At 43.4% G+C, this 25,082-nt stretch carries 22 protein-coding genes; 6 read left to right on the forward strand and 16 right to left on the reverse strand.

The window, feature by feature from the left end:
- The 3 genes from glyS to fliG all read right to left on the reverse strand — a co-directional run.
- Window positions 1-919 (reverse strand): glycine--tRNA ligase subunit beta (gene glyS / locus P8O70_13445; protein ID MDG2197863.1); only part of this gene is annotated, 919 nt, incomplete at its 3' end.
- The gene (gene glyQ / locus P8O70_13450; GenBank protein MDG2197864.1) at window positions 916-1,848 is read right to left on the reverse strand and encodes a glycine--tRNA ligase subunit alpha; all 933 of its coding nucleotides are present in this window, start codon (window positions 1,846-1,848) and stop codon (window positions 916-918) included. The genes glyS and glyQ, both read right to left, overlap by 4 nt.
- A 36-nt stretch (window positions 1,849-1,884) precedes the next feature.
- Window positions 1,885-2,892 (reverse strand): flagellar motor switch protein FliG, encoded by a 1,008-nt coding sequence (gene fliG / locus P8O70_13455; GenBank protein ID MDG2197865.1) that lies wholly within the window; start codon window positions 2,890-2,892, stop codon window positions 1,885-1,887.
- 197 nt (window positions 2,893-3,089) lie between these two features.
- On the opposite strand from fliG, the gene P8O70_13460 reads away from it, so the two are divergent.
- Genes P8O70_13460 through fliN form a run of 6 tightly spaced genes read left to right on the forward strand, consistent with a single transcriptional unit; the run spans window position 3,090 to window position 10,276 of the window.
- The gene (locus tag P8O70_13460; GenBank protein ID MDG2197866.1) at window positions 3,090-4,421 is read left to right on the forward strand and encodes a hypothetical protein; all 1,332 of its coding nucleotides are present in this window, start codon (window positions 3,090-3,092) and stop codon (window positions 4,419-4,421) included.
- Between the two features lie 39 nt (window positions 4,422-4,460).
- Window positions 4,461-5,144 (forward strand): 2-C-methyl-D-erythritol 4-phosphate cytidylyltransferase, encoded by a 684-nt coding sequence (ispD, locus tag P8O70_13465; GenBank protein ID MDG2197867.1) that lies wholly within the window; start codon window positions 4,461-4,463, stop codon window positions 5,142-5,144.
- 26 nt (window positions 5,145-5,170) lie between these two features.
- Window positions 5,171-7,852: a secretin N-terminal domain-containing protein gene (locus P8O70_13470; GenBank protein MDG2197868.1), complete on the forward strand. Its 2,682-nt coding sequence runs from the start codon at window positions 5,171-5,173 to the stop codon at window positions 7,850-7,852.
- A complete protein-coding gene (locus P8O70_13475) occupies window positions 7,845-8,675 on the forward strand; it encodes a segregation/condensation protein A (GenBank protein MDG2197869.1) in 831 nt (276 codons plus the stop codon). The genes P8O70_13470 and P8O70_13475 overlap by 8 nt, the downstream gene beginning before the upstream one ends.
- Before the next feature lie 47 nt (window positions 8,676-8,722).
- Window positions 8,723-9,592: a sucrase ferredoxin gene (locus P8O70_13480; GenBank protein MDG2197870.1), complete on the forward strand. Its 870-nt coding sequence runs from the start codon at window positions 8,723-8,725 to the stop codon at window positions 9,590-9,592.
- A 12-nt stretch (window positions 9,593-9,604) separates the two neighbouring features.
- Window positions 9,605-10,276: a flagellar motor switch protein FliN gene (fliN, locus tag P8O70_13485; GenBank protein MDG2197871.1), complete on the forward strand. Its 672-nt coding sequence runs from the start codon at window positions 9,605-9,607 to the stop codon at window positions 10,274-10,276.
- Here the strand turns inward: fliN and P8O70_13490 are convergent.
- The 13 genes from P8O70_13490 to P8O70_13550 all read right to left on the reverse strand — a co-directional run.
- Window positions 10,267-11,646: a DEAD/DEAH box helicase family protein gene (locus P8O70_13490; protein ID MDG2197872.1), complete on the reverse strand. Its 1,380-nt coding sequence runs from the start codon at window positions 11,644-11,646 to the stop codon at window positions 10,267-10,269. The two genes, fliN and P8O70_13490, sit on opposite strands and share 10 nt — an antisense overlap.
- 2 nt (window positions 11,647-11,648) lie before the next feature.
- A complete protein-coding gene (locus P8O70_13495; GenBank protein MDG2197873.1) occupies window positions 11,649-12,875 on the reverse strand; it encodes an alanine--glyoxylate aminotransferase family protein in 1,227 nt (408 codons plus the stop codon).
- Window positions 12,876-12,899: 24 nt separating this feature from the next.
- Window positions 12,900-13,139, reverse strand: coding sequence for a hypothetical protein (locus P8O70_13500; GenBank protein ID MDG2197874.1), 240 nt, complete (start codon window positions 13,137-13,139; stop codon window positions 12,900-12,902).
- Between the two features lie 95 nt (window positions 13,140-13,234).
- Window positions 13,235-13,459: a hypothetical protein gene (locus P8O70_13505; GenBank protein MDG2197875.1), complete on the reverse strand. Its 225-nt coding sequence runs from the start codon at window positions 13,457-13,459 to the stop codon at window positions 13,235-13,237.
- A 22-nt stretch (window positions 13,460-13,481) separates the two neighbouring features.
- The gene (locus P8O70_13510) at window positions 13,482-14,237 is read right to left on the reverse strand and encodes a FliA/WhiG family RNA polymerase sigma factor (GenBank protein MDG2197876.1); all 756 of its coding nucleotides are present in this window, start codon (window positions 14,235-14,237) and stop codon (window positions 13,482-13,484) included.
- 25 nt (window positions 14,238-14,262) lie between these two features.
- Window positions 14,263-15,174, reverse strand: coding sequence for a MinD/ParA family protein (locus tag P8O70_13515; protein ID MDG2197877.1), 912 nt, complete (start codon window positions 15,172-15,174; stop codon window positions 14,263-14,265).
- Window positions 15,175-15,212: 38 nt separating this feature from the next.
- Complete coding sequence (gene flhF, locus P8O70_13520; protein MDG2197878.1) at window positions 15,213-16,529, reverse strand: flagellar biosynthesis protein FlhF; 1,317 nt, start codon at window positions 16,527-16,529, stop codon at window positions 15,213-15,215.
- A gap of 21 nt (window positions 16,530-16,550) precedes the next feature.
- Window positions 16,551-18,647 carry a flagellar biosynthesis protein FlhA gene (flhA, locus tag P8O70_13525; protein ID MDG2197879.1) on the reverse strand — a complete coding sequence of 699 codons (2,097 nt, stop codon included), beginning with the start codon at window positions 18,645-18,647 and terminating at the stop codon, window positions 16,551-16,553.
- A gap of 139 nt (window positions 18,648-18,786) precedes the next feature.
- The gene (flhB, locus tag P8O70_13530; GenBank protein ID MDG2197880.1) at window positions 18,787-19,854 is read right to left on the reverse strand and encodes a flagellar biosynthesis protein FlhB; all 1,068 of its coding nucleotides are present in this window, start codon (window positions 19,852-19,854) and stop codon (window positions 18,787-18,789) included.
- A gap of 22 nt (window positions 19,855-19,876) precedes the next feature.
- On the reverse strand, window positions 19,877-21,448 hold the full coding sequence (locus tag P8O70_13535) for an ABC transporter ATP-binding protein (protein MDG2197881.1): 1,572 nt from the start codon (window positions 21,446-21,448) through the stop codon (window positions 19,877-19,879).
- Window positions 21,445-22,455 (reverse strand): hypothetical protein, encoded by a 1,011-nt coding sequence (locus tag P8O70_13540; GenBank protein ID MDG2197882.1) that lies wholly within the window; start codon window positions 22,453-22,455, stop codon window positions 21,445-21,447. Before P8O70_13540 ends, P8O70_13535 begins: the two co-directional genes overlap by 4 nt.
- A gap of 29 nt (window positions 22,456-22,484) precedes the next feature.
- Window positions 22,485-23,051, reverse strand: a complete 567-nt coding sequence (locus P8O70_13545; GenBank protein MDG2197883.1) for an SCO family protein — start codon at window positions 23,049-23,051, stop codon at window positions 22,485-22,487.
- Window positions 23,052-23,191: 140 nt separating this feature from the next.
- Window positions 23,192-25,082, reverse strand: a 1,891-nt coding sequence (locus P8O70_13550; protein ID MDG2197884.1) for an AAA family ATPase, incomplete at its 5' end; no start/stop codon positions are given.

The following is a 25,082-nucleotide window of genomic DNA, read 5'->3' on the forward strand; positions in this document are numbered from 1 at the left end:
GTTCGTTTCCGTTTCGGACGGCAATAAAGTACGGGAGAAGATTGGTGCCATCTTTTTCATATACGGGGAAATACCGCTGGTGAACTGCCATTGAGGTCACAAGAACCTCGTTGGGCAGTTCTAAAAAAGCTTCTTCAAAACTACCAACCAAAGCCGTAGGCCATTCTAGTAAATTAGTCACTTCCATCAGCAGTAATGGATCAATTTCAATACGACATTTGTATTTTCTCTCGAGTTCCTGAATTTGTTCTTCTATTCTTGCACGACGCTTAGAAGGCGAAGCAATCACCCATCGATCTCGAAGATTTTTCTCATATTGGTCTGCCTGATCAATGGTAAAAAAGCCTTTGCTAAGAAATCGATGTCCAAAGCTTCGATTGCCGCTTCTCACCATTTCGAGTTCAACAGAAATAACTTCACTATTCCAAAGGCAAGTTAACCAACGGATTGGACGAACAAAGCGTTGGCGGTAAGATCCCCAGCGCATATTTTTTGGGAAACGCAGAGCACGAATCCATTCCAAAATCGATGCTTCCAGGATTTCTTTTGTCTGTCTTCCCTCTAAATGCTTGATAGCGTAGAGATATTCCTTGCCTGGAAAATCTCGAACTTCTAGTTTTTTGGGATCAATCCCATTTTTCTTCGCAAATCCAAGAGCAGCTTTTGTCCATTGGCCCTTCTCATCCTTGGCCATTTCAACGGGCGGGCCCTTGATTTCCTCAATTCGATTAGCTTGTGATGCTGGCAAATTACGGACAAGCAGTCCAAATCGCCTTGGCGTCCCAAAAATCTCAATTTGACCGCTCAAATTTTGCTGTTGGAGGGTTTTTGTAACAAGTTCTCTGAGTTGTTCAATTGACGGTTGGATCATCGAAGCTGGAACTTCCTCGAGTCCAATTTCCAGTAAGAATGAATTCAAGCCGCCTCCTTGGGCGCTAGCTGTTCAACCCAAACCTGAGCCGCAGCGCGATCTTTCATCAGAGGGAAACCAAGTTTGCGTCTTTCCTCCAAAAATAATTTGCAAACCCGTTGCGTCAGTGACCTCACCCGGCCGATATAGCCAGCCCTTGCTGAAACACTGATCGCTCCACCAGCATCTAAAAGATTGAACGTATGAGAACACTTCAAAACATAATCAAAAGCTGGGAACACGAGGGTGCTTTCAAGTGCTCTGCCTGATTCCTGTTCATACTCATCAAACCAGCGGATCAATTGGTCCACACCAGCAATCTCAAAAGTATATTTCGAGTGCTCATATTCTGGATGTTTGAAAATCGCTCCGTAGCTTACACCCTCAGTGAATTCAATATCGAAAACGTTCTCTTTATTTTGTAGATAGGTTGCCAAGCGTTCCAACCCGTAGGTTAATTCAGCAGCAACAGGATGACATTCAAGCCCCCCGACCTGTTGAAAGTAGGTGAATTGAGTCACCTCCATCCCATCGAGCCAGACTTCCCAACCCAGACCCCAAGCTCCTAGGGTAGGAGCTTCCCAATTGTCCTCAACGAAACGTATGTCATGCTCCAGTGGATCAATCCCAAGGCGATACAATGAATCCAAGTACAATTCCTGAACATTTGCTGGAGACGGCTTAAGGATGACTTGGTATTGATGATGTTGATACAGCCGATTTGGATTCTCTCCATACCTACCATCGGCTGGTCTTCTGGAAGGTTCTACATAGGCAACATTCCACTCTTCGGGACCAAGAGTACGAAGAGTGGTCATCGGATTCATCGTGCCCGCCCCTGTCTCAATGTCATATGGGTTCATCAGCAAGCAGCCCTGCTCGTTCCAAAATTGGTGCAGGGTCATGATGATGTCTTGTAAAGTGGGAGCTTTGTTCATTCAGTTCTAAAAAGTTTTAATGAAAGTTTTCGGGCATCAAACAACATCCTCACCGGCACCTGCCATGATGAGTTTTCCTTCCTCTTCTAGCTTTTTCACGATCTTAATAATTTTCTGCTGAGCGGTTTCAACGTCTGAGACCTTGACTGGTCCCATATTTTCAAGGTCATCGTTCAACATTTCTGCAGCTCTTGTGGACATTGACTTCATAATCAATTCACGGACAGCATCACTGGCTGTCTTCAGAGCCATTGCCAAATCAGCCTTGTCAACATCCTTCAGCACTGTTTGCATCTGCTTGCTATCAATCAATGTCAAATCTTCAAAGGTGAACATCAACTCACGTATTTTTTCAGCTAGATCCGGATTAGATTCTTCGATTGTTGAGAGAATTCTTGTTTCAGAAGCCTTGTCAATGGAGTTTAGAATCTCAGCCACCGGTGCCACCCCACCAACCTTGGTAACCATACTGCCCGCTTGTTTCATTTCATCCGAGAGAACCTCGTTGAGTTCGTTCACAACGCCAGGCGGAATACTGTCCAGAGAAGCGATTCTGTAGACAACATCCGCCTGCAAGTTTTCTGGTAAGGTTCTGAGCACTCCTGCTGCTTGGTCAATATTTGTAAGATAAGAGATAATCAGAGCAATGGTTTGGGGATGTTCAGTGCGGATGTAATTCGAAATCATTACTGGATCCATATATTGTAGGGCATCTAACCCTACATCTTGGTCGGACGCATTCATCGACCCAGTCAATTCCTTAGCTTTATCTGCTCCCAGAGCAGCATTCAGAGCATTTTTCACGAAGTCTGGTGAAGCCATTAAATCTCCACCACCTCCGTCCGAAATAGATTGTCTGTAAAACTCTTCTAATACTTGATCTAGCTCCTCCGAAGAAATGTCATTGAATCGAGTCATGTAGTAGCCGACTTGCTGAATCTCAGCTTCCTCCAAGTTCTTCATGACTTCTGCCGCTCCCTCTTCGCCTAGTGCCAGTAAAAGGATTGCAGCTTTTTTAGGACCAGTGAGTTTACCTACTGCCATTCAACCTCCATGTCTTGGCATAAAAAATATAACCACTATCCAAGTGGCATCATTGAGAAACTAATAAAGATTCCTTCAGGAAAGAATCTACACTTCAAACTCAAAAATTGTAAGCTAGTTGGCGTTTTTTCAGGCCAGTAAGGGGCACAACTACTGCATTTTGAGGCAAAATCAAATTAGATTCTTTTTGGTTAACAATGAGACTATTACTACTGATCCTTCTTTTTTTCAATCTCTCAAGTATTCTGCAAGCGCAAACATACGACACCTCTTATTCTGAGTTGCGTCGACCTGGGCAGGCAGTTAGAAACCTTGGCATGGGAAATACCGGGGTAGCGCTTAGTGCCGATGAGTCTGCGTTGTATTACAATCCAGCTGGATTGGGTGGTGTTGATAGTTTGATGTTGAACCTCAACATTTTGCTGGAAATTCCAGCTATTAGTGAATTGCAGTCTAGCCAGGAAAAACTTAGTGATGGAGCTTCTGTTTCAATAGATCTCTTGCACATACGATCGTTGAACTCATTTAGCTTCATTTTACCTTTTGGTGATTGGTTCACTATCGGTGCAATTTATTCCCTCGAGTATGCTTATGATTTTTCAGCCACGGTTGATTCCTCAGGAGCATCAAGTCAAGAAAAGGCAGTCAACACTATACAGAATAGCAACATCGGGTTAGGCATGCGTGAGGATGGCATGTTGCGGTACGGCTTAGCTGTGGCACCAGGAACAGGGCAATGGATTTTTGGGGTCCAGCAAAACAGAGTTACAAGAAGAGAACAGCCATTTACGACGGTAGCTTTTAAGGATATCACTGAAAATGTGATCAGTGTTGCTGATCTGACTCAACTAAATACTCTTTTAGTCCAAGCAGCAGCAAATGGTGTTGATAACCTTACACTCAATGAGGCCCTCTTCATAGACAATGTTACTACTCAGATTCAAAATTTGGACGTCCAACAACTTGCTGACAAAATAGAATCCAAATTTGCTTGTTACACCTCAAAGAAGACTGCAAATTCCTACAGTGTTGGTTTCCAGCGACGGGCAGTTTCAGCTTCATGGCTGAGGATGACTTTTGGAGGGGTTGCTCATAATGTCGGACATCTTGATTTTGGAAGCTCTGATAATTGTCCGAGGTCCCATATGCCAGAATATGACATTGGTTTCTCAGCACAACCAAAGTTTGGCCCCATACGCTTTCTCTTCGCAGCTGATCTTCGTGATTTTACCTACGCTAACGCAAATGACACCTACTGTTTTGAGAACAAGGGGAGTCCTGGATGTTTGCAGAAGAGATTTAATTGGGGATGGGAATTAGGTTTTCTTCCAATTGATTCAGGTGCAAGCTTTGTTTCGGTGAGAGGTGGTGTCAATCAAAATCGACCGACTTGGGGTGCTGAAATCAACCCATTTATCTTTTTCCGTTTTTTCACAATTGAATATGCACATTACACTGAAAGCATGGGGCAAGAAGCTGGCGACAAGACAAATGCTCGTGATGTGATTCAGCTTCGATTTGCATTCTGAGCCGGACTACAAAATCTAGTGAGTTGAATACTCAATCGAATGACACTAGTTGCTGCAATTCTCCCAGCTGCCGGCCAAGGCAGGCGAATGGGAGCTAACCAAAATAAATTATTCCTTCCACTGAATGATTCAAGCGTACTTGAAGAGACAATCCGAAAAGTAATTAGTCACCCACAGATCTGTCATATTTATCTGGTTTATGCTCAAAAGGACCAAGAGTTTTTAAACTCTTTACGCACACTCCCTGATTTGACTCTCGTTTTGGGGGGAGAGAGACGTCAAGATTCTGTTGCAGCAGCACTAACACAAATTCAAACAGATCGTTTGGTTGAAAGAGTTATCGTGCACGATGCAGCACGACCACTCTGCTCGACAGAGCTTATCAGTAGGGTCATCCGAGCGCTGGAGCATTATCCAGCTGTCATTCCTGTTATTCCATTGAAGGACACAATTCGCCAAATTAATGGGGATCAGGTGAAGATGGTAAATCGACAAGATTATGTAGCGACTCAAACCCCACAAGGGTTTCATTTGTCACCTTACTGGCAAGCCACCCTCCAGTCTCAGCAAGAAGATTGGGACGTTACAGATGATGCCTCTCTACTTGAGAAAACTGGGATACCCGTACATCTTATCCCTGGAGAGGAAACAAATCTAAAGATGACAACACCTCTAGACCTGGAGTTTGCGAGGTTTCTTTCAAATCATCCCTTCAACCAATAGACTCACTACATTTCATGAATTTACACTTGTTGCGGATTCACAAGTTCCTCACAGCATTGATGCTGCTATGTTTTTTTTCAGTAATTTTCCCAGTTTTTGCCCAAGAAGATTCTGAAGTTGATAATGCTACGGTAGAAATGCAGGCACGATTCGAGGCCCTTTCCAAGGACGTCTCAATCAACCTACCCCCCACCCTGATTCTTCAAGAATTTATAAAAATTATCGCCATTGAAACCAACACGGTTTTTCTTTATGAAGAGAAAAATTTACGTGGGCAGATGTCGATCACAGCTCCTCCAAATCTAAAAGTTTCTGCCAAAGACGCGCTGTATTTCTTCGAGAAGATTCTTCAGACACAAGGGCTTGCTCTAGTACCCAGGGCCAAAAGTAACGTCGTTGAAATTCTTCCAGCTGCTGAGGCCAGATTTCTAAGACTTAACATCTCACAAGAAGTACCCCTCGACACTCAACAAGAATTTGTGATGCGGTTGATCAGCTTCAAACATGCTGATCTTAAAAGAATACAAGCGACGCTACAGCCGATCTTCTCAAAAGCTGGAGCCATGCTTCTCTATGAGCCCTTAGAGATGCTAATCGTCTTAGACAATGCTGCAAACGTGGAACGGATCGAAGAAATCATTGAAATGTTGGATGTTCCAGAGCCAGAAGGCGTTGGACAGGCAGTCACACTTTTTACACCAAAACATAGTGATATTAAAGAGTTACATAAAACTGTTACAGATCTTTATGCTAATTTGCAGCGCAGTGGTAAAGCAATCACATTCAAGTTGGTTATTGAAGAGCGAATGAACGCTCTCTTCATTGTTGCAAATAAACCAGTTACAGAAGAATTGGTAAGTTTCCTAGAAAAAATCGATGTGCCGGTTGAAGGCAAACAAATGACTATTCAGAGGCTCCGATACCTAAAACCTCAGGAAGTGATCGGCTTACTACAGACTGTTTTCCCGAAAACAGCTTCTGTGCAACTAGTACCCTTTGAGCCTATGAATGCTGTAGTGATCCTTGCCAGTGCAATCAGTACGGGAAGCGCAGTCAGCTTGATTGAGCAGTTGGATGTAGAGAGAGAACGAGGTGTTGAAATAACTATACATCCAGTAAATTATGCTGAGGCAGGACCACTCGGACAACTCCTGGCAACAATTTTCACTGACCAGATTGTTCAGGGGCAGGATAAGGGGGAAACTGCGAAATCAAGTCCCGTTAAAATCATCCCAGAAACGAGACTGAATGCTCTTATAATTCTTGCAGATGGATTCACTACTGACCGTGTTATAGAACTTGCTGAGCGCCTAGATATTCCTCAACAGGCAGCTGGAGATGTCTTATACGAATTAGTACCTCTAAAGTTCACCCGTGCTGACACTATGTCAGGTCTACTGACTAATGTTTTCTCAGAGATCAAAGTAGTTGAAAAAGAAGGAGAGAAAAAGAGCCAAACAACTGATTCCTTTAAGATAATCCCTGAACCTCGATTAAACGCTCTCATTGTTATTACTGATCAGAAAAAACTCTCACAACTCAAAAGTCTCCTGGGGATGCTGGATGTTTTCCAAGAGGAAGACAGGGCTCAGAGCAACTTCCGTTTGTACGCGCTAAAACATGCTGTTGCCAAGGACATGGCTCCATTGCTACTTGAATTGACAGGAAGAATTCGTGAGATAGCAACGCAAACAGAAGCTAAGAATAAAGAAACCGCTGATGACAAACCAAGTCAAGCTGTCGAAACAAGTGGAGAAATCTCCATTACATCTGACGAGGCAACCAATTCCTTACTAATTTTTGCACCACCTGAAACGTTACCTACGCTCGAAGAGATTATATCAAGGCTAGATGTGCCTCGCTTACAAGTTTATGTTGAAGCAATGCTGATGGAAATCACATTGACCAAAAGTCTCGATTTGGGTATCAACTGGCGAGTTGCTGGCGAAGATGATGGTCGAATTAGTACCGGCGGATTCCCAGGAACAACACCATTTAACGCCACCACAGCTACAGCAGCTGGTCAAAACGCGGCTTTTGGGGTTGTTGGTGGTGAAATTGAGTTTGGTGGTCAACAATATTTCAGTTTTGGAGCCTTCATAAGGGCCACTCAACAAGACCAAGATGTTGATATTCTTGCTAATCCTCAGATCATGATGCTTAACAACGTTTCTTCAAGCATCAATGTCACAACGAACACTCCGGTTTCTACTAGAACCGTAACGAATAACAATGGAGTCACCACTACCGAAACTGAATTTAAAGACATTGGGATTAAACTAACAATTAAGCCTCAAATTAGTGGTGAAGATAGCATTCGTCTCGAGATTCAACAGGAATCAAGTAATATAGTAACAAGTGGGGCAACAAGTGCGCAGACAGCCATCACAACTTTCAAGAGAGAGTTGAGCACTACGGTGGTAACCAGAGACAATGAGATTGTAGTGTTGGGTGGATTAATCAACGAAACTCGACGGAATTCAGCAAATTCAGTCCCAGGATTTCGAGATTTACCTTTAATTGGGGGACTTTTTGCCAGCAGCAGTGATACGACAGATAAAACAAATCTTCTGCTTTTTATAAGGCCAAAAATAATTCGAACCCAAGATGACCTCAGAAAAGTCACCCGAGGTGCAAAATCAAGGTATGAATCTTCAAATGCTGGAAATACAGCCGAGCAACTTAAGAAAGAGATGAATCTTGACTGAGTGGGAGGCTATTCCAGCATTGGGGATCTACCCAGATCGCGAGAAACCCCTCGAAGTTAAGATTGAAGTATTTGAGGGGCCGCTTGAACTTTTACTCCATTTGATTCGTAAGAAAAAAGTTTCAATCGATGAAGTCCGGTTGGCAGATCTCACTGCAGCTTACCTAGGTTATATCCGTGCGTTACAAACTGTTGATTTAGACATCGCAGGTGAGTTCCTCGAGATTGCTGCCACATTAATTCTTATTAAGTCTAGAACCTTGCTTCCAAGGCCACCAGTCACGGAGGAGGGTGATGAGGGAGAAGATCCAGAAGAAACGCTTCGAAGACGTTTGATGGAGTATCAACGCTTTAAAGATGCAGCTTATGCCATTGGAGCAAGAGATTGGCTAGGTAGAGACGTATTTCCACGTGGAGAGGACAATCTTGAGGAGTCTGTCGAAAAGGCAGATGAAATTAGGGAAATTCAAACTTTATCAGAGGAGGTTTCTCTGATTGACTTATTGAATTCCTTCAAACTGGTTATGCAAAGGCGTCCGAGAATCCATCACCACCAAGTTGAACCAGAAAGATATCGAATCGAAGATAGAATCATTGATCTGCTAGACATGCTCCAGACCAAGGCTAGCCTCTCATACGAGAATCTCTACCCAAGATCTCATAATAGATCCCATCTTATCCTTACCTTCCTTGCAGTCTTGGAAATGCTGAAGCATCGCTTGATTCAAGTCGTACAATCAGAAACTTTTGGTCCAATTCACTGTCTTCCCCACCCAGATTTGGAAAAGACTCTGCCGATGTGGCGTCAATCCGAGAGCTTGTAGTTATGAAGCAGTATTGCAGTGAATATTCGCTTAATTTGAATGAGCCAATGGGAGGAACTGCTGGTCACGCAAAGCACTTCTTCTTCATTACTTGGCCAAAAAAGAAGTGGGGACAAAAAGCCTTTCAAGATTCAGATGGAGTTTGGACATCTCAATACTCAGAGTGGAAAGATAGTCAGGCGGAAATACATGGTGGAATTTTAACCAGATTGATTCAGCACCCGAATCAAACAACCTCTGAAGGCTTAAAAATATTTGCTTATCCTGAGGGAGTTCTTTACGAAAACATTCCAATCGAAGCGGTGTTTGAAGTATTGGAAAATCATCTCAAGGGTAGCTACAAGACATACTCACCGAAGGCTCTTTCAAGCAATAAACAACTGTTTGTCTGCACCCATGGCAGGCATGATCAATGCTGCGCAAAATTTGGACAGAAGCTTTTCGATACACTAAGAGAATCAATTTCTGATACAGACCCTTCTATCGAAATTTGGGAATCATCACACCTTGGTGGGCATCGCTTCGCACCAACAGTGCTGGACATGCCCAGCGGTAAGATGTACGGCAGAGTAGAAACTAGTTTGATAAATGCATTACTCTACGAAGATTTACCTATTGAATTTCATCGAGGAAATGTCTTTCTCCCGGCTTGGCTACAAGTTGTCGAACTAGAAATCCAAAAATATCTCACAGATCGGCAATTGAACGGTGAAATTCAAATCACTCAAGAAGTGTTTCCAACAAAAAATTCTTTTGAAGCTTACTTCTGTTTAAAAGAAAAACCCAAAGTTAATTGGAAATTGAAACTACACCAGCAAGAATTTGGTGGCCCAAACTCTTGTAAAGAACTAAGTGCTGATAAGCCTCGCTTTCTTTGGGTCAAAGACAATATTGAGGAAATCAGGATCGACAATTAAGGAGCCCTGAACATGGCAGACATGTCCCAAGATGATTTAGATTCTATTTTTGGGGGAGAGGAAGGTGCTGAACCGCCTCCTGCAGAAGTAAGTTCTGAAGAAAGTGTTGAGAACCTCTTTGGGGGAGGTGATGATGATGGCGAAAGCGCTTCAGTAGCCACAGAAAGTTCTTCAGTCGATGACCTTTTTGATGGTCAAGAAGCTGAGAACTCCAGCGTTGATGCAGGAGCAACTGATCTTGATTCATTAGCGGGAACTTCAGAAAACACAGCTACTGTCAGCGGAGTGGATTTAGGCAGTTTTGGACCCTCTGGAGATTCTGCCGACCAATTAGGTAACATGGACAGCATGCTGAACATGGTCGATGAACAGACGGGTGAAGCAGAAGATGATTCTCCACCGCCTAATGTCGATGTAAATTTCCTTATGGAAATGCCTCTGACTGTCACTTTCGAAGTTGGTCGTGCAAAGATGAGCATCAGTGATTTGCTCTCTTTGGGGCAAGGTTCCGTTCTAGAATTGCACCGCTTAGTCGGGGAAGACCTTGACGTATTTGTGAATGGTAAACTCGTTGCGCGGGGGGAGGTGGTAGTTTATAAAGAAAAATTTGGTGCAAGAATCACAGAGATCATTTCCCCGACCGACCGTGTGAAACGAATGGCAGGCATGGATCGTTATCGGTAACGATCATAGGCTCTGTGCTGTCTTCGTCTTTGATTCACATACAGTTCTGCCGTTCCCCTCGAAACAAGTTCATAAAGGATTGCCTCCTTATTAGGGCGCGCACGTAGGATTCGTCCTAATCTTTGAACATGTTCCCTTGTACTACCGCTCCCTGACACCACGATAGCTACATTGGCTTCTGGGACATCGACACCCTCGTTTAGCACCTTCGAAGTCACCAAAGTGGGATAAATCCCTTCTCTAAATTTTTTGAGCAGTTGGTCTCTTTCTGTTGACTTGGTGTGGTGGGTCAGTACGGGTAGTAAAAATTCACGTCCAATCTTATAGGCCATTTCATTATCTTGGGTGAATAAAATCACTCTGTCATCAATATGTTGTGTCAAGAGTTGCCAGACTTTTTGGAGTTTTGTCCCAGAAGCCTGGCTTAATTTCTTCTGAGCCAAATAAGCCTGAAAAGCCTCTCTCCCCTCAAGACTGCGACTGCTTTTAAACAAGAAGTTTTGCCAACCGTTGGGTTCATCAAATCGAATTCTCTCTCTTCGAATGAAGTTTAGAAATATATTTCTTAATTCTTGATATTCTTCGAGTTCAGAAGTTGTGAGTTCAATTTCTATGGTTTGAACTCGATATGGCGCCAGAGTACGACCTTCTAGTTCATCAATATGAACTTGGTAAACCAAGGGTCCACAGATTTCGTAAAGAAGAGTTTCCTTGCCATCTGACCTCTCCGGAGTTGCTGTTAGGCCAAGACGAAATGGAGCTATTGAGGCTAGAGCAGCATATTGAAATTGATGCCCTGGCAAGTGATGGCATTCATCAAAGATTAAAAGGCCATATCGATTACCGTAATATTCAACCTGGAGTAGAGCAGAATCATAAGTACTCACAGTCAGTTGTTCCCACTCTTTATAGCCACCTCCCACTCGACCAACTCTCATCCCAAAAAATTGCTCTAATAAGCCATGCCATTGCTGCATCAGATCAATCGTGGGCACATGAACTAGTGTTGGACGTGACGTTTTAGAAATACAGAGCATCGCTAGCATCGTTTTACCCGCTCCAGTGGGCAGAGTAACAACTCCCCGCTTTCCAGCTTGAAGCCAGTGATCGAGAGCTTCCTGTTGATAATTTCTTGGAGTTATTTTTTGGGAAAGATGAAAACTAGTAGGCTCAAATTCTTTGGCATTGTCTAGAAATGGGATACCTTCTTTATGAAGATATAGAGCAATATCGTAATAGTTGTTGGCAGGAGCGCGATATGAAAGGACTCTTTCATCCCATTTGAGTTGGGAGAAAGTTATTCGGAGCACCGTTGGTAGGTTTTTAAGAAGTAGTGTCCCCCGATCAAAAAAAAGTTCGACAGGGGACAAATTCAGTTAGGGAGGATTGGTTGCTGAAGATTTTTTTCGAGGATCGCCATTCCATTGCTAACATCTAAGGGGACACCGTGAGTCACACATGCGGTTCCGAGGGCATACAATACTCTGAAGAGATTATGTGCTCTACACTGTTCACCCATCTGCCCAATGCGAACAATGTCTAAACCAAATGCTCCAGAAATTTCGACTTGGAACATATCCACCATTGATTTTCTAATTTTCGCACTGTCGACACCGTCGGGCAGCCTGATAGCGACTACAGAGTTCAATCTGTAGCTTTCTGGAATGAATAATTCCAAACCCATTGCTTCGATACCAGCTTGCAAAGCCTTTGAACTCACAAGATGTCGTTGAAACCGCTCAGGCAATGTCTCCTCACAAATCTGCCGAAGTGCCTCGTGCAGTGCTAAAATTCCTGGAACTGGGGCAGTATAGTGATATTGTTGATGTCCCCAGAACTTCTGAGACCTAAGAGCATCAAAACACCAGTGTGGCTGCCGAACTGATCTTTTCTCAAGAAATTTCCAAGCATCTTCAGAAAAGGCAATCACTGACACACCTGGAATGGAAGAAAGCCCTTTTTGGCCCCCAGAAATCGCTGCGTCCAAACCCCACTGATCCATCTCCATGGGCATTGTTGTTAAAGTGCAAACTGTGTCCCCTATCACCATTGCCCCATTTTCTTTGGCAATCCTGGCAATTTCAGCAAAATCTACAGTCTTGACTCCACATGACGTTTCCCCCTGAACCATTGTCAAAACATCATATTTCTTTTTTTTGAATGCTTCTTCAACCATTTCTGCGTTGATTGGGCTAGCATCTGATCGTTCAATATAGTCTACCTCCGCTCCAACACCTTCTGCCATTTCTCCCATTCGACCACTAAAAGTACCTACTTTTAAAACGAGTACTTTACGACCTGGCCAGAGGAGGTTCGTAATTGCCATTTCAATGGATGCCGAGGCAGGGCCTGACACTCCCAAAATTTTATTACTCTTCGTTTGGTAAGCATACGCAGCCATTACTTTCAGATTCTTGATGACTCGGTCCATCGTCTCACCAAGGTGATTAATCACTACCCCATTTGCTCTCGAAACCGCATGAGATATCGGAACTGGTCCAGCTCCCATCAGCAGTAAAGGCTCACTTGGTAAAATATTTGACAATGGCTCGGTAACAGGAGGCTTGATTATACTGTCCTGATTTAATCCAGAATTCATTTCACACCTTGTTCAAAAAACGATTCAAGCATCCATTCTCACGGGAACTAAATCTAGTTGGAGCAAAGAATAAGGAATCTCCCATGGAAAAGATAAAATTTGTTCTTCGGTATTCTGCCTAAAGAACAATAGATGAATTCCAAGAAACTGTTCATGCATTGTGAGAGAAACATCACATCCCTTATTCTCTACATTTAGTGAGGCTTCGGCAAGTGAACCACTGCAAAGATCCATTTCAAATACTGCCGGAATTATGCCGACCAAGAAAGCTCTGCTCCTCTGGTCCATGATACAAATCTGCTGATGAGCATGGCTTCTCAAAAATTCCGTAAGCAAAGCACGATTCCACCTGATCTCTTTCATAGACGAGATCGCATGGCAATTTGCACAGCAAGATAGCCAGCAAGAAGGCCATCTTCATAGTTAAATAGTGGATCTTTTATAAGATCAGGAAAATCTTGGGGATTCCGAAGATCTTCAGGGGTTAGACCAGGTAGGATTTCTCTAGCAAGCTTGAGCAGCTTTTCTCGCTGAAACTCAATCATTTCTTGCAGTCTTGTCTCAGCGAATGCTTCTACGTTCATTGATTATGAAATTACTTAAGTTTCAAGCAGCTTTCTCAACTTCAATTACTCTTCGCAATTTTGCTCGCAATTTCAAAATAATTTTTGTATGCATCTGAGATACACGTGCTTCACCAACACCCAGAACAGCTGCAACCTCTTTCATGTTCAGTTCTTCAACATAATACAGAGAGAGGATTGTCTGTTCCCTCTCTGGTAACTCCTCGATTGCCTCTTGTAAACGGCTTTTGAGTTGGTGCATTGACAACTCTGAAAAGGGATCTGAGCCATCTGGATCTCGGAGGATATCCAATAGACTCTGACCTTCCTCATCTTCACCTCCTCCTCCCAAGTGATCTAATGTCACCAGAGAGAGTGGGTTAGCATGGGCAACAAACTCATGATACTCATTCAAAGGCTTCTCAAGCTTGGTTGCCATCTCAGAATCACTAGGTTCTCTCCCTAATGTGCTGCATTGCTCATTCCAAGCTCTCTCCCATTCCGTAGCTGCCGCACGAACTCCTCTGGGTACCCAATCCAGAGCCCGTAATTCATCGAGAATACTTCCTTTAATTCGGTACTCAGCATAGGTTTGAAATTGAATGTCTCGCGAGGGATCAAACTTGTCTACCGCATCTAGAAGACCGATCATGCCAGCTTGATAGACTTCTTCAGGATCAACTTCTGGAGGAAACCTACTTGCCATTCGGCTTACAATCCGCTTGAGCAGAGAGGCGTATTTTAGTACGAGCTGCTCTCGGCTTTGTTGAGATTTGTCGGCATAGGGGTTTGCTTTCACTGCCTTCCTTGGCTGAGTAAGATCTTCAGCTTGTACGCCAACTTATTAGACGTTCCCAAAAACTTGGAGTTCTTTGTCGATTAACATTGTCTGGTTGCTCAATATACTCTGAGCTTTCAGCAACAGCAGCTTTGTGGATTTTTTCAATTTCTCTGGCTATCGAAACAAGACATCTTGCAGCTGGGGCTTCTGGAAAAGACTGTAGTAATGGACGTTGTGTGCGCACTGATTTGACCAGTAGGGGATCTTTTAGAACATGCCCCATGAAATCAATCTCTGTCTTTAAAAAATCTCGGGTGACTTTTTGGAGCCTCTCGTAAACCTGTCTCCCTTCCGCAGGTGATACAACATTATTAGCAATTACCCTAAATTTATTTATCTGGTATCTCGTCACCATTATTTTTATTAGAGAGTATGCATCTGTCATCGAAGATGGTTCTGGGGTGGCTACAATCAGAACCTCGTCGGAATTAGCAACAAATCTCAGTGTGTGGGGAGCGATACCCGCACCAGTATCAATTACCAAATAATCAATTTCTCTTTCAATTTCTCCGAGTTTTCTGAACAGATGGACCTGTTGATCACGATCCATTTCAGTCATTTCCACCACGCCTGAACTTGCCGGTAAGATTTTTATATCTCCCGGGCCATCCAAAATAATATCGTTGATGCTCTTTTCCCCAGAGAGTACGTGTTCAAGAGTGTACATTGGGGTTAAGTTTAATAAAACGTCAATATTTGCTAGGCCGAGATCTGCATCAAGCAGAAAGACCTTACGCCCCATTGACGCCAAAGCAATTGAAAGGTTAATGGAAATATTCGTTTTCCCTACACCACCCTTGCCACTGGTAATGCAAAGTACCTTTACTCGGATGGAATCCGACGTAGTTGTATTTTCCCCGACAATCCTTCGTAAGGAACTTGCCTGGTCGTTCATTGAGCACTTTCTTACAATGGGGATATGGTTGTATTAGCTCAATTACCAGAAATATTGAGCATCAAATCCACCAAACGCTCTTTCGTAGCGACTTCAATGTCTTCAGGGACCTTCTGCCCAGTGGTCAAGAAAGAGATTGGTTTCTTGAAACGGATGGAGTGATTGAACATGGATCCGTACGAAGAACTCTCATCAAGTTTTGTGAAGATCACACTATCAATCGGTATAACCCCAAAACGGCGAGTAATTTCGTTGAGATCGCTGTCTTTAGTTGTCGAACTCAACACCAAAACATTGTGTAGCCTTCCTCGCTCATCAAAAAGTTCTCGCAATTCAAACATTTGTGACTCGTCACGCTGCGAACAACCACCAGTATCGATGATGATCACATCATAATCTGAATAGCTTGCTATTGCGCGGTCTAAATCCGCTTTATCAGATACAATACTCAGCGGCACATTGATGATTTTGGCGTAAGTCCGCAACTGCTCTACTGCAGCAATGCGAAATGTATCAATAGTGATCATTGCCACTCTTCGCTTGTAACGAAGCAGTTGTTCAGAAGCGATCTTAGCAGCTGTAGTTGTTTTCCCAACACCCGTTGGACCTATCAGTGTAAAAATCTTTTGTGGAGCGGTAATGCTCTCAACCCCTCTAGTAGTCTTAACAATTTTCATGAGCATTCTTGCTATGAAAATTTTTACATAAGAGAAATTTTGAAGATCATCTTCTGCAATATTTTTCTGAGCTTCCAACATCAATCTTCTAGCAAACTTCTCTTCCATTCCACTGAAGCGAAGCTGTTGGTAAAGTACCATTAAGTTTTCAGGGAGATTGAGATCATCCATTTGCCCTGTTCTGGAAGCTAGAGAATGCAGCATGTAGCGCATTTCTCCCAACTCTTGTTTCAATTGGGCAACAGTTTGTCCCTCATAGCTGGCTGTACGATCCCCAAGATTTTGAATCAGTTCCCTCAGATCCTGAATCTCCTGACGAAGCGGCTGCAGGGCTTTGTAGGGATCGGAAGCAGGATTTGACTGTACTGGCTTTGCAGTCGGTGTTGGCATTTCAGGACTTGCCACTGCAGTAGTGCCCTCTGAACGAGGCATTCCATTTACTGTCGCCCGATATCCACTCGCAGTTGCTTGAGATGAGGACTGCATATTTGGTTTTGCCTGGCTTTTGTCATCTCGGGCAGCAGTCACTTCCAGCATTGTTTTAGCAAATAGACCAAACGCCTTATTACCCTCTTTCACCTGCCGAGTTGATACAATAACAGCTTCTGGACCAAGATCTTTTTTGATCAACTGCAGAGCTTCTTGGATATTATTCACGCGATAGCGTTTGAGATTCATGTGTCAGTCCGACAAAGGGAATTAGTTATTCAATTCTACCACCCCAAGAGCCTCAATACGGACATCAGGGGCAACTTCATTATGTGATAAGACGACCAAATTCGGAATAAATCGTTCAAGAAGCTTTTTAACGTGGGGCCGAATAAGTGGTGAACAAAGTAGAAGTGGTTGGTAGTTATTTATTTCAAACTGCTCAATCAACGCTTCAGTATTATTGATAATCAACTGAGCCATATTCGGATTCAAGCCCAAATAGGAACCGTGACCCGTGTCCTGTATGGAAGACGCAACTTGATTTTCAAGTTCTTGACTCATTGTGATCAGTGGCAGCATTCCATCAGGCGTCTGATACTGCCGTGTCAATTGCCTTGATAGGGCTTGCCGAACATGTTCTGTAAGCAGATCTGGATCTTTGGTCAGGTTAGCAACATCCGCTAGTGTTTCCAAAATTGTATGCAGATCCCTGATGGAAACTTGTTCTCGCAGAAGATTCTGTAAAACTTTTTGTACCACTCCTAAATTCAATTGCCCTGGAACCAATTCCTCAATAACCTTAGGATTACTTTGACCAAAGGTATCTAAAAGTTTCTGAGTCTCCTGACGGCCCAAAAATTCGAAAGCATGGTTTTTGAGAATTTCAGTGATGTGTGTGGCTAATACTGTTGGTAGATCAACTACGGTATAACCAGCAAATTGTGCTCTTTCTTCATCCTCGGAAGTAATCCAAATTGCGGGCAACCCAAAGGCTGGTTCAACAGTATCCACCCCACCGATTTCCTCGTCAACTTCTCCAGTTTTCATAGCCAGGAAGTGCCCAACCATCAATTCAGCACGAGCAACCTCGATTCCTTTGATGGTAATCGAATATTCTCCTGGAGAAAGTTCGAGATTATCTTTGATGTGCATTGGCGGAACGACATAGCCATAATCAGTAGCCATCTGTCTTCGGATAGCTTTAATTCTCTTCAGTAATTCTCCGTCTTGTTCTTCGTCAACTAGTGGAATCAGTCCGTAGCCCAGTTCTAAACCCAACAGGTCAATGGGCAGCAGTGACTCAATATTTTCGGGCTCTTCTTCAATCTCCTGCTGTAGCTTGAGTTGCGCCTGTGCTTCTTCGGCTTGTTGATTTCTGAAATTGTCCTGCCTAGCAAGATAAGCTAGTCCTCCTGTAATAATCCCTAAGGTTAGAAAAGGAAGAACCGGTAGACCCGGAATAATTGCAAAAGCTAAAAGAAGAGCCGCTGAAACATTTAGGGCCTGAGCATTACTGAATACTTGTTTACCCAGATCAACAGACAGCTTGTTCTCTGCTGATGCCTTGGTAACTGCAATACCTGCAGCAATTGAAATAATCAGTGCGGGTATTTGGGATACCAAACCGTCCCCGATGGTTAGGGTTGCGTAGGTCTCAAAGGCATCACCCGAACTCATCCCAAATTGAGTTACACCTATCAACAAACCACCAAGAATGTTGATCGTAGTAATGATTAAGCCCGCAATTGCATCACCACGAACAAACTTGCTAGCCCCGTCCATTGCTCCATAGAAATCAGACTCTCGCTGCACGTATTGACGACGTTGACGTGCTTGCGTTTCGTCAATGAGTCCAGCATTCAAATCTGCATCAATCGCCATCTGCTTACCTGGCATAGCATCCAGAGTAAATCTAGCGGCAACCTCTGCAATACGGCCTGCACCCTTTGTAATGACCACGAAATTGATGAGAACTAGGATTAAGAATACGATAATTCCAACAATCTGATTCCCACCAACAACAAATTCTCCAAATGACTTAATCACTGTTCCAGCGGCGTCATAGCCTTTGTTGCCATTCAAGAGAATCAATCTAGTGGAGGCAACATTGAGTGATAGCCTAAAGAGAGTCGCAATTAAGAGGACAGTAGGGAAGGAAGAGAACTCAAGCGCGTTTGCTGTGAAGAGAGCAACGAAAAGAATCAGAACCCCAAGTGTAATACTGAGCGCAAGCAGCAAATCCATTAGAATTTCTGGTAGGGGAACTACCATGATCATCAAAACTGAGATCACCCCTACTGCCAGTAAGACATCAGAATTTCTTGACAAACCGCTCAGACTAGCTGAGTTGCTTCCTACTGCCACCTAACAATTCCCAAAAGAGAAATAACTATTTGATGATGATCTAAAATCACTAATTTGCTAAATTGAATAAATTTGAGGTCAGCTTGCAATTTTTACCCCAATATACGGGTGAATCCGAGCTTTCCGTGGCAAATCATTTTTATCTTTTCCTTCTTCGGAGACGATAAACGTAGGCAAGAATTTCTGCAACTGCTTTAAAGAATCGCTCTGGGATTACTTGTCCAATTTCCACACCTGCATAAAGATCCCGGGCCAGTTTAGGTCTTTCCAGTATAGGGACATCATTTTGATCAGCTACTTTTCTTATCCTAAGAGCCATATAATCTACACCCTTCGCAACTATCTGGGGTGCATTCATACTCTCTCGATCATATTTCAGTGCCACAGCATAATGAGTTGGGTTTACCACAATTGCATCTGCCTTTGGGACTTCCTGCATCATCCGAGCATTCGACATTTCTCTCTGGATTTGACGAATCCTCGCTTTTAATTGGGGATCCCCCTCTGACTGCTTTGCTTCATCCTTAACTTCCTGCTTAGTCATTTTCAACTGTTGTTCGAAATGCCAGCGCTGATACATGAAATCAAAAATTGCAATCGCAATCAGGGCTAAAACCATACGCCCTGTGACTTCGATGATGACAGAGAAATTATAAAATACGATCTGTGCTGGGGTAATCAACGCAAGCGCATTGATCCTCCCCATCTCTTCTTCGAAAGTGATGAAACCAATGAAACCAATCAGCAGTAATTTTGCCAGGCTCTTCAGCAATTCCATCAACCCTTGGGTTCCAAAAATTCGCTTTAGACCCTGAAGAGGACTTAACTTGCTAAATTTTGGAGCAATCGGTTTCAGTGTGAAGCGAACACCGACCTGAAGAATTGATGAAAATATCGCTACAACTACAAGAAGAATTGCAAAAGGGATGAGAGGAATGAGGATTTTGCTGACAGAGGTCGCCATCAGATCATAGAGCACGTTACTATTCATATCTGAACGAATGGGCTCTATCATGATGTCAGCAAACATACTCTGTGCAGCAGTGAGGATATTCTGCCCCATCACCATGAAGGAGAGGGTAGCAGCTGCTAATAATGCAGCTGAGGGCAATTCTTTACTGGAAGCAACCTGACCATCTTCGCGGGCTTTTTCCCGCTTGCGTTCGGTCGGGGCTTCTGTTTTCTCCTGACCATCTTGTTCAGCCAAGAATTCTCCTTGTAAGCTCTAACTACAGAACAGCATCTAAAAGCAATCTTGTGTACTCATGTCTTGGATTGTTGAGTACAACTTCCGTGGGTCCTGATTCCACAACTTCACCTTCTCTCATCACCAAAACCTCATGACAAATTGCTTTTATCACTTTCAGGTCATGCGAGATGAAAAGGTAAGTCAGTTTGTACTTTTCTTGAAGGTTCCTCAGTAGATTCAATACCTGCCCTTGAACTGAGCGGTCCAGGGACGAAGTTGGCTCATCTAAAATCAAAAATTGTGGGTGCAAGACCAACGCCCGTGCTATGGCAATTCTTTGCCGTTGACCACCTGAGAATTCATGGGGATACCTAAAACGAAGTTCGGGATTCAGTCCTACTTCCTGCATCACTTCTACAACTCGTTTTTCCTGTTCTTCTGCAGAGATGTCACCATGCAATCTTAAGCCTTCTGCGATGATATCACCCACTGACATTCTTGGGCTCAGACTTCCAAAAGGATCTTGAAAAACGACCTGCATTTTTTTGCGGAATGGACGCATTTCAAGACGATTAAGCCCATCCAATTCCTGCTGTTGAAAACTAATTTTCCCATCGCTACTGATCAGACGAAGCAAAGCCATTCCCAAAGTAGATTTACCAGATCCACTCTCACCGACTATTCCGAGTGACCTTCCCTCGCAAATTGAGAAAGTTACGCCATTGACGGCCTTGATATGGTCGACTGTTCTCTGCAGGATTCCGCGCTTAATTGGGAACCAAACCTTCAAATTTTCAACCCTCAGAATTGTTTCAGCACCATCCATCATTTCAGCTGGATCGCCGGACGGTTCAGAGTCCAAAAGTTGTTTTGTGTATGGCTGAGTTGGGTTGGCAAAAAGGACTTTAGTAGTATTAGTTTCCTGCAAGACACCATTGTAGAGAACAACTACTCGGTCTGAATGATGTTTAACTATTCCCAAGTCATGAGTGATCAGAAGAACTGACATGCCCATATCCTGCTGAAGCGTTTTCAGCAAATCCAGGATCTGAGCCTGAATCGTCACATCAAGAGCAGTAGTAGGCTCATCAGCGATCAGTAGCCTGGGATTATTGACCAATGCCATAGCAATCATCACCCGTTGACGCTGCCCCCCTGATAGTTCATGAGGATAGGATCGCAACCGTTGCTTGGCTTGTGGAATTTCGACTCGTTCAAGCCAGTCTAAAGCCACACATTCTGCTTTAGACTGACTTACACCATGATGCCAAAGGACCGCTTCGCTTATCTGATGTCTAATCGTATGCAGGGGATTGAGGGATGTCATTGGTTCTTGGAAGATCATCCCAATTTCCTGCCCTCTCACTTGGCACATCCTCGATTCTGAGGCATCAAGTAGATCCTCCTCCCCAAGCCAAATCTTTCCAACACATTGGGCTTGGGGTGGTAAAAGCTTTAGAGCCGCATGAGCAGTCACTGATTTTCCAGAACCACTTTCTCCGACCAAAGCTACTGTTTCCTGTGAACCCACCTCAAAGGAGATTCCTTTGACAGCTTCAACTTTTTGATTGCCTTGTGGGAAGTGGATTGAAAGATTTTCGACCCGAATCATTTTGATGATGCCTGGAGGTTATCCTGAATGATTGGCTGTAACCACGAGCCAGGTAAACCGGCTTCGCTCATTGCGGGGGACACTGGGGCAAAAAGTGGGTGAGGCACTCCGTGGACAAAGCACCAGGCGTAGGGATCTACCAATTGAACCTCCTCCCCAATTTTGAGCGGAATCCTTGCTTGTCTTTCAACAATCTGAAATGGGGAAATACTTACACGCAGAACTTCATCCTCAGTTCGAACCAGCATATCCTCAAAATTCATATCGTTCAGAATAGATTTTGGTGGTGCGGGAACTAGAAGTTCAGTTTGCTCAAAATTGTTGAGATTTATTAAATAAATCTTTGGTTGATGTTCGTTTCCAAGCAGCAAATTTTCGCTGCTTTTGCTCAAACTAAGAAAACTTGGAAAATCATTGACTGAGATGCGCTTGAGCATTGATCCATCTTGAACGTTGATCAATTGAACCTCTCCAGCCAGAAGGACTGCCAATTGATCTTCAGCGGCACTTAGAGCAAAGTTCTGCACCTCTGATCGAAATTTAAAACTGCTGAGCAAATTTTGAGAATTTTCCTCAAAAACTTGAATCATTTTGGGAGAATTTTGATCGACCCTAAAAACCACATTTCTCCGAAGATATTTCCCATCTAGGCTCGCTGGTTTAACTTCTAATTGGTAGACCACCTCTGCTTCAACTTGTCCTTGATTTTTCCATTGGGCACAGAAATAGTCTTTTTTATTTGGGTTGAGTTCACTTTTTGAGTGTACCGTTGAATTTTCATATCTATGGTAAGTTACTTCGTCTTCATGGTGGGTATGGATGTCATAATAAATTGGCTCAGAGGCTGTAAAAGTTAAATTCAATCCTTGGTCTTGATAGACCGTCAAACAAACTTCTTCGTTTTCTCCAGCAGCCAAGACAAACTGCTTTTTTATACTTTCTTCATTATTTGGGATTAGAGTATACCCACCCCATAGAGCCAGAATACCCAAAATCAGAATTTGCATCTTCGTTCTAGGTGAAAATTTAAAAAATTTCATTCTTCGCTCAGTAACTTACGGATTCCTTTCACCATCTCTTCAGCTTTGTTGGAAGCCCGGTAGAGTGCTCGTGTTCTCCCCTGCTGGTCCATGAGATAAATATAGCCAGAATGTGCAATTAGATAGTCAGCCGCTGAATAGGAACGAGTATCCTTTATGTAGGCAGCTCCAAACTTCTTTGTGATTGCTTTCAATTCCTCGGCACTGCCAGTCACCCCAACAAGTGATGAATGAAAATATGTCAAAAATTGCTTCATTCCTTCCAACGTATCTCTCTCTGGATCAACTGAGATGAAAAGAGGTTGTACCTGCTCTACTTCATTCGGTTCTAGGTTTTCCAGAGCATCTTTGATGGTTGTTAGAGTAATGGGGCAAATATCCGGGCAAGATGTATATCCGAAAAAAACGAGTAGTACCTTTCCTCTAAAGCTCTGAGGCCCAATTTTCTTACCTAGGGTACTGTTTAACTCAAAATTTCCCCCAATTGTGTCATAAACATCTAAGCTAGTTGCTGTTAAGACAAACGACCATACACAAAAGAAAGTCAAAAAAAAGAACCGCATCCAAGCAACTCATTAAAGGTTTGAGGTTGTTCTCAAACAGTATTTACAGCCTGAGTGGAAAGCTCAAGCAACTTGAAATCACAGATAAAAATAATGGCAGCAAAGACTAATGAAAGGGTTAATCTTTGGTAAATCAGCTTTCAGCTGATTTTGAAATGCAGTTTATTTTGGGAGGCATCTAACTGAATTGTCATCCCTGACTGGAGTTCTCCGTTGAGAAGTCGGATTGCAATAGGGTCTTGAACATCTCTTTGGAGGGTCCTTTTCATTGGCCTTGCGCCAAAAACAGGGTCGTAGCCTCGCTGTGCGAGATAGACTTCAGCTGCTTCAGTCATATCTAACTGTATTCCTTGAGAAGTTAGTCGAGTTTGTAACTGCTCAAGTTGCATCCGACAGATATGGCGAATATGCGACAGCGAGAGGTTTTTAAATGGAATGATCTCGTCAATTCGATTTAGAAATTCTGGTCTAAAATGATTCAATAAAAGCTGCCGAGCTTCTTTCTGAAGATCGTTGACATCTTTCTTTTTACGATCCTCCCGCATCAAATCGTGCCCGATGTTGGTGGTCATAATGATCAGCGTATTACGAAAATCAGCACGTCTACCCTGGCTATCAGTCAATTGACCATCATCCAAAATCTGGAGGAACAAATTAAAGATATCGATGTGTGCTTTTTCAATTTCATCAAAGAGTAGAACTGAGTAGGGAGATTGACGAACCTTTTCTGTTAAAAGCCCTCCTTCCTCAAATCCGACATATCCAGGATCTGCACCCATTAACCTATTCACTGACTGCTTTTCCATGTACTCAGACATATCAAACCGAATCAGAGACTTATCATCATCGAATAAAAAGTTAGCGAGGGCTAATCCTAATTCAGTTTTGCCGACACCAGAGCTTCCCATGAAAATGAATGAGCCAATGGGTCTTTGGGGATCCTGAACACCGGCTCGGCTACGTCGAATAGCACTCGCAACTCGTGACAACGCCTCACTTTGCCCCATGATTCTTTGTTCAAGAAATTCCTCCAACCTCACTAGTTTTTCCTTCTCATCCGCAAGCATTCGGTGAATCGGAATTCCTGTTCTTCTGGAAACCACCTGTGCAATATCTTCTGCGTCAACCTCCTCTTTTACTAAACGCTCTTCGCGCCGATTGAGATTAGAATCGGCCTCCTGAAGTTGTGCTTCCAGTTGATCTAAAGTTTCGTAATGAAGTTTGGCTGCTAAATCTAAATCTCCATCACGTTGAGCCTCCCATTCTGCTTGACGAGTTTCTGTGATTGCTTGACGAAGTTGGCGAATCCTCTCTACAAATAACCGTTCATCCTGCCATTTTCTCTGCAACATCTGCTGTTGAGTCTGCAGCTGCTCAGCTTGGAGGACTAGTGAGTTTCTTTGCTGAATCGATTTCTCGTCTTTCTCACGACGAAGGGTATTTATCTGGTTGAGAATCTGACTTAGTCTCCTTTCCAGATTATCCAAGGCAATGGGCATGGAGTCCATTTGCAATCGAAGACTAGCAGCTGCTTCATCCACAAGGTCAATCGCCTTATCAGGTAGGAATCGCTCACGCAAGTATCGCTCAGAAAGTTGCGCTGCAGATATCAGAGCATCATCCTGGATAACGACGCCATGATGAGATTGATAGCTTTGCCTCAAACCTCTCAAAATTGTGATTGTTTCCTCAATACTTGGTTCACGTACAAGGATAGGCTGAAACCTTCTGGCGAGGGGCGCATCTTTCTCAATATACTTCTTGTATTCTTTTAGGGTTGTTGCCCCAATACACCGTAAGCGCCCCCTGGCAAGTGCGGGCTTTAGCATATTCGCAGCATCGACACTTCCTTCAGCACCACCTGCCCCAACCAACATGTGTAACTCATCAATAAAAAGTAGAATTCGCCCTCTGGATTCCTCAACTTCTCGAATAAGTTGTTTCATCCTTTTCTCGAACTCACCTCTGTAGGTAGTACCTGCAATCATTGTGGCCAGATCTAGAGAGACTAATCTACGATCTTTCAACCAC

It is taken from the genome of SAR324 cluster bacterium, from assembly GCA_029245725.1.
Classification (GTDB): Bacteria; SAR324; SAR324; order SAR324; family NAC60-12; genus JCVI-SCAAA005.

What these genes read in the sequence shown, in the direction of transcription:
- glyQ (MDG2197864.1), bottom strand. Translation starts at nt 1,848, where the DNA reads ATGAACAAAGCTCCCACTTTACAAGACATCATCATGACCCTGCACCAA.
- fliG (MDG2197865.1), bottom strand. Translation starts at nt 2,892, where the DNA reads ATGGCAGTAGGTAAACTCACTGGTCCTAAAAAAGCTGCAATCCTTTTA.
- P8O70_13460 (MDG2197866.1), top strand. Translation starts at nt 3,090, where the DNA reads ATGAGACTATTACTACTGATCCTTCTTTTTTTCAATCTCTCAAGTATT.
- ispD (MDG2197867.1), top strand. Translation starts at nt 4,461, where the DNA reads ATGACACTAGTTGCTGCAATTCTCCCAGCTGCCGGCCAAGGCAGGCGA.
- P8O70_13480 (MDG2197870.1), top strand. Translation starts at nt 8,723, where the DNA reads ATGGGAGGAACTGCTGGTCACGCAAAGCACTTCTTCTTCATTACTTGG.
- fliN (MDG2197871.1), top strand. Translation starts at nt 9,605, where the DNA reads ATGGCAGACATGTCCCAAGATGATTTAGATTCTATTTTTGGGGGAGAG.
- P8O70_13495 (MDG2197873.1), bottom strand. Translation starts at nt 12,875, where the DNA reads ATGAATTCTGGATTAAATCAGGACAGTATAATCAAGCCTCCTGTTACC.
- P8O70_13505 (MDG2197875.1), bottom strand. Translation starts at nt 13,459, where the DNA reads ATGAACGTAGAAGCATTCGCTGAGACAAGACTGCAAGAAATGATTGAG.
- P8O70_13515 (MDG2197877.1), bottom strand. Translation starts at nt 15,174, where the DNA reads ATGAACGACCAGGCAAGTTCCTTACGAAGGATTGTCGGGGAAAATACA.
- flhF (MDG2197878.1), bottom strand. Translation starts at nt 16,529, where the DNA reads ATGAATCTCAAACGCTATCGCGTGAATAATATCCAAGAAGCTCTGCAG.
- P8O70_13535 (MDG2197881.1), bottom strand. Translation starts at nt 21,448, where the DNA reads ATGATTCGGGTCGAAAATCTTTCAATCCACTTCCCACAAGGCAATCAA.
- P8O70_13540 (MDG2197882.1), bottom strand. Translation starts at nt 22,455, where the DNA reads ATGCAAATTCTGATTTTGGGTATTCTGGCTCTATGGGGTGGGTATACT.
- P8O70_13545 (MDG2197883.1), bottom strand. Translation starts at nt 23,051, where the DNA reads ATGCGGTTCTTTTTTTTGACTTTCTTTTGTGTATGGTCGTTTGTCTTA.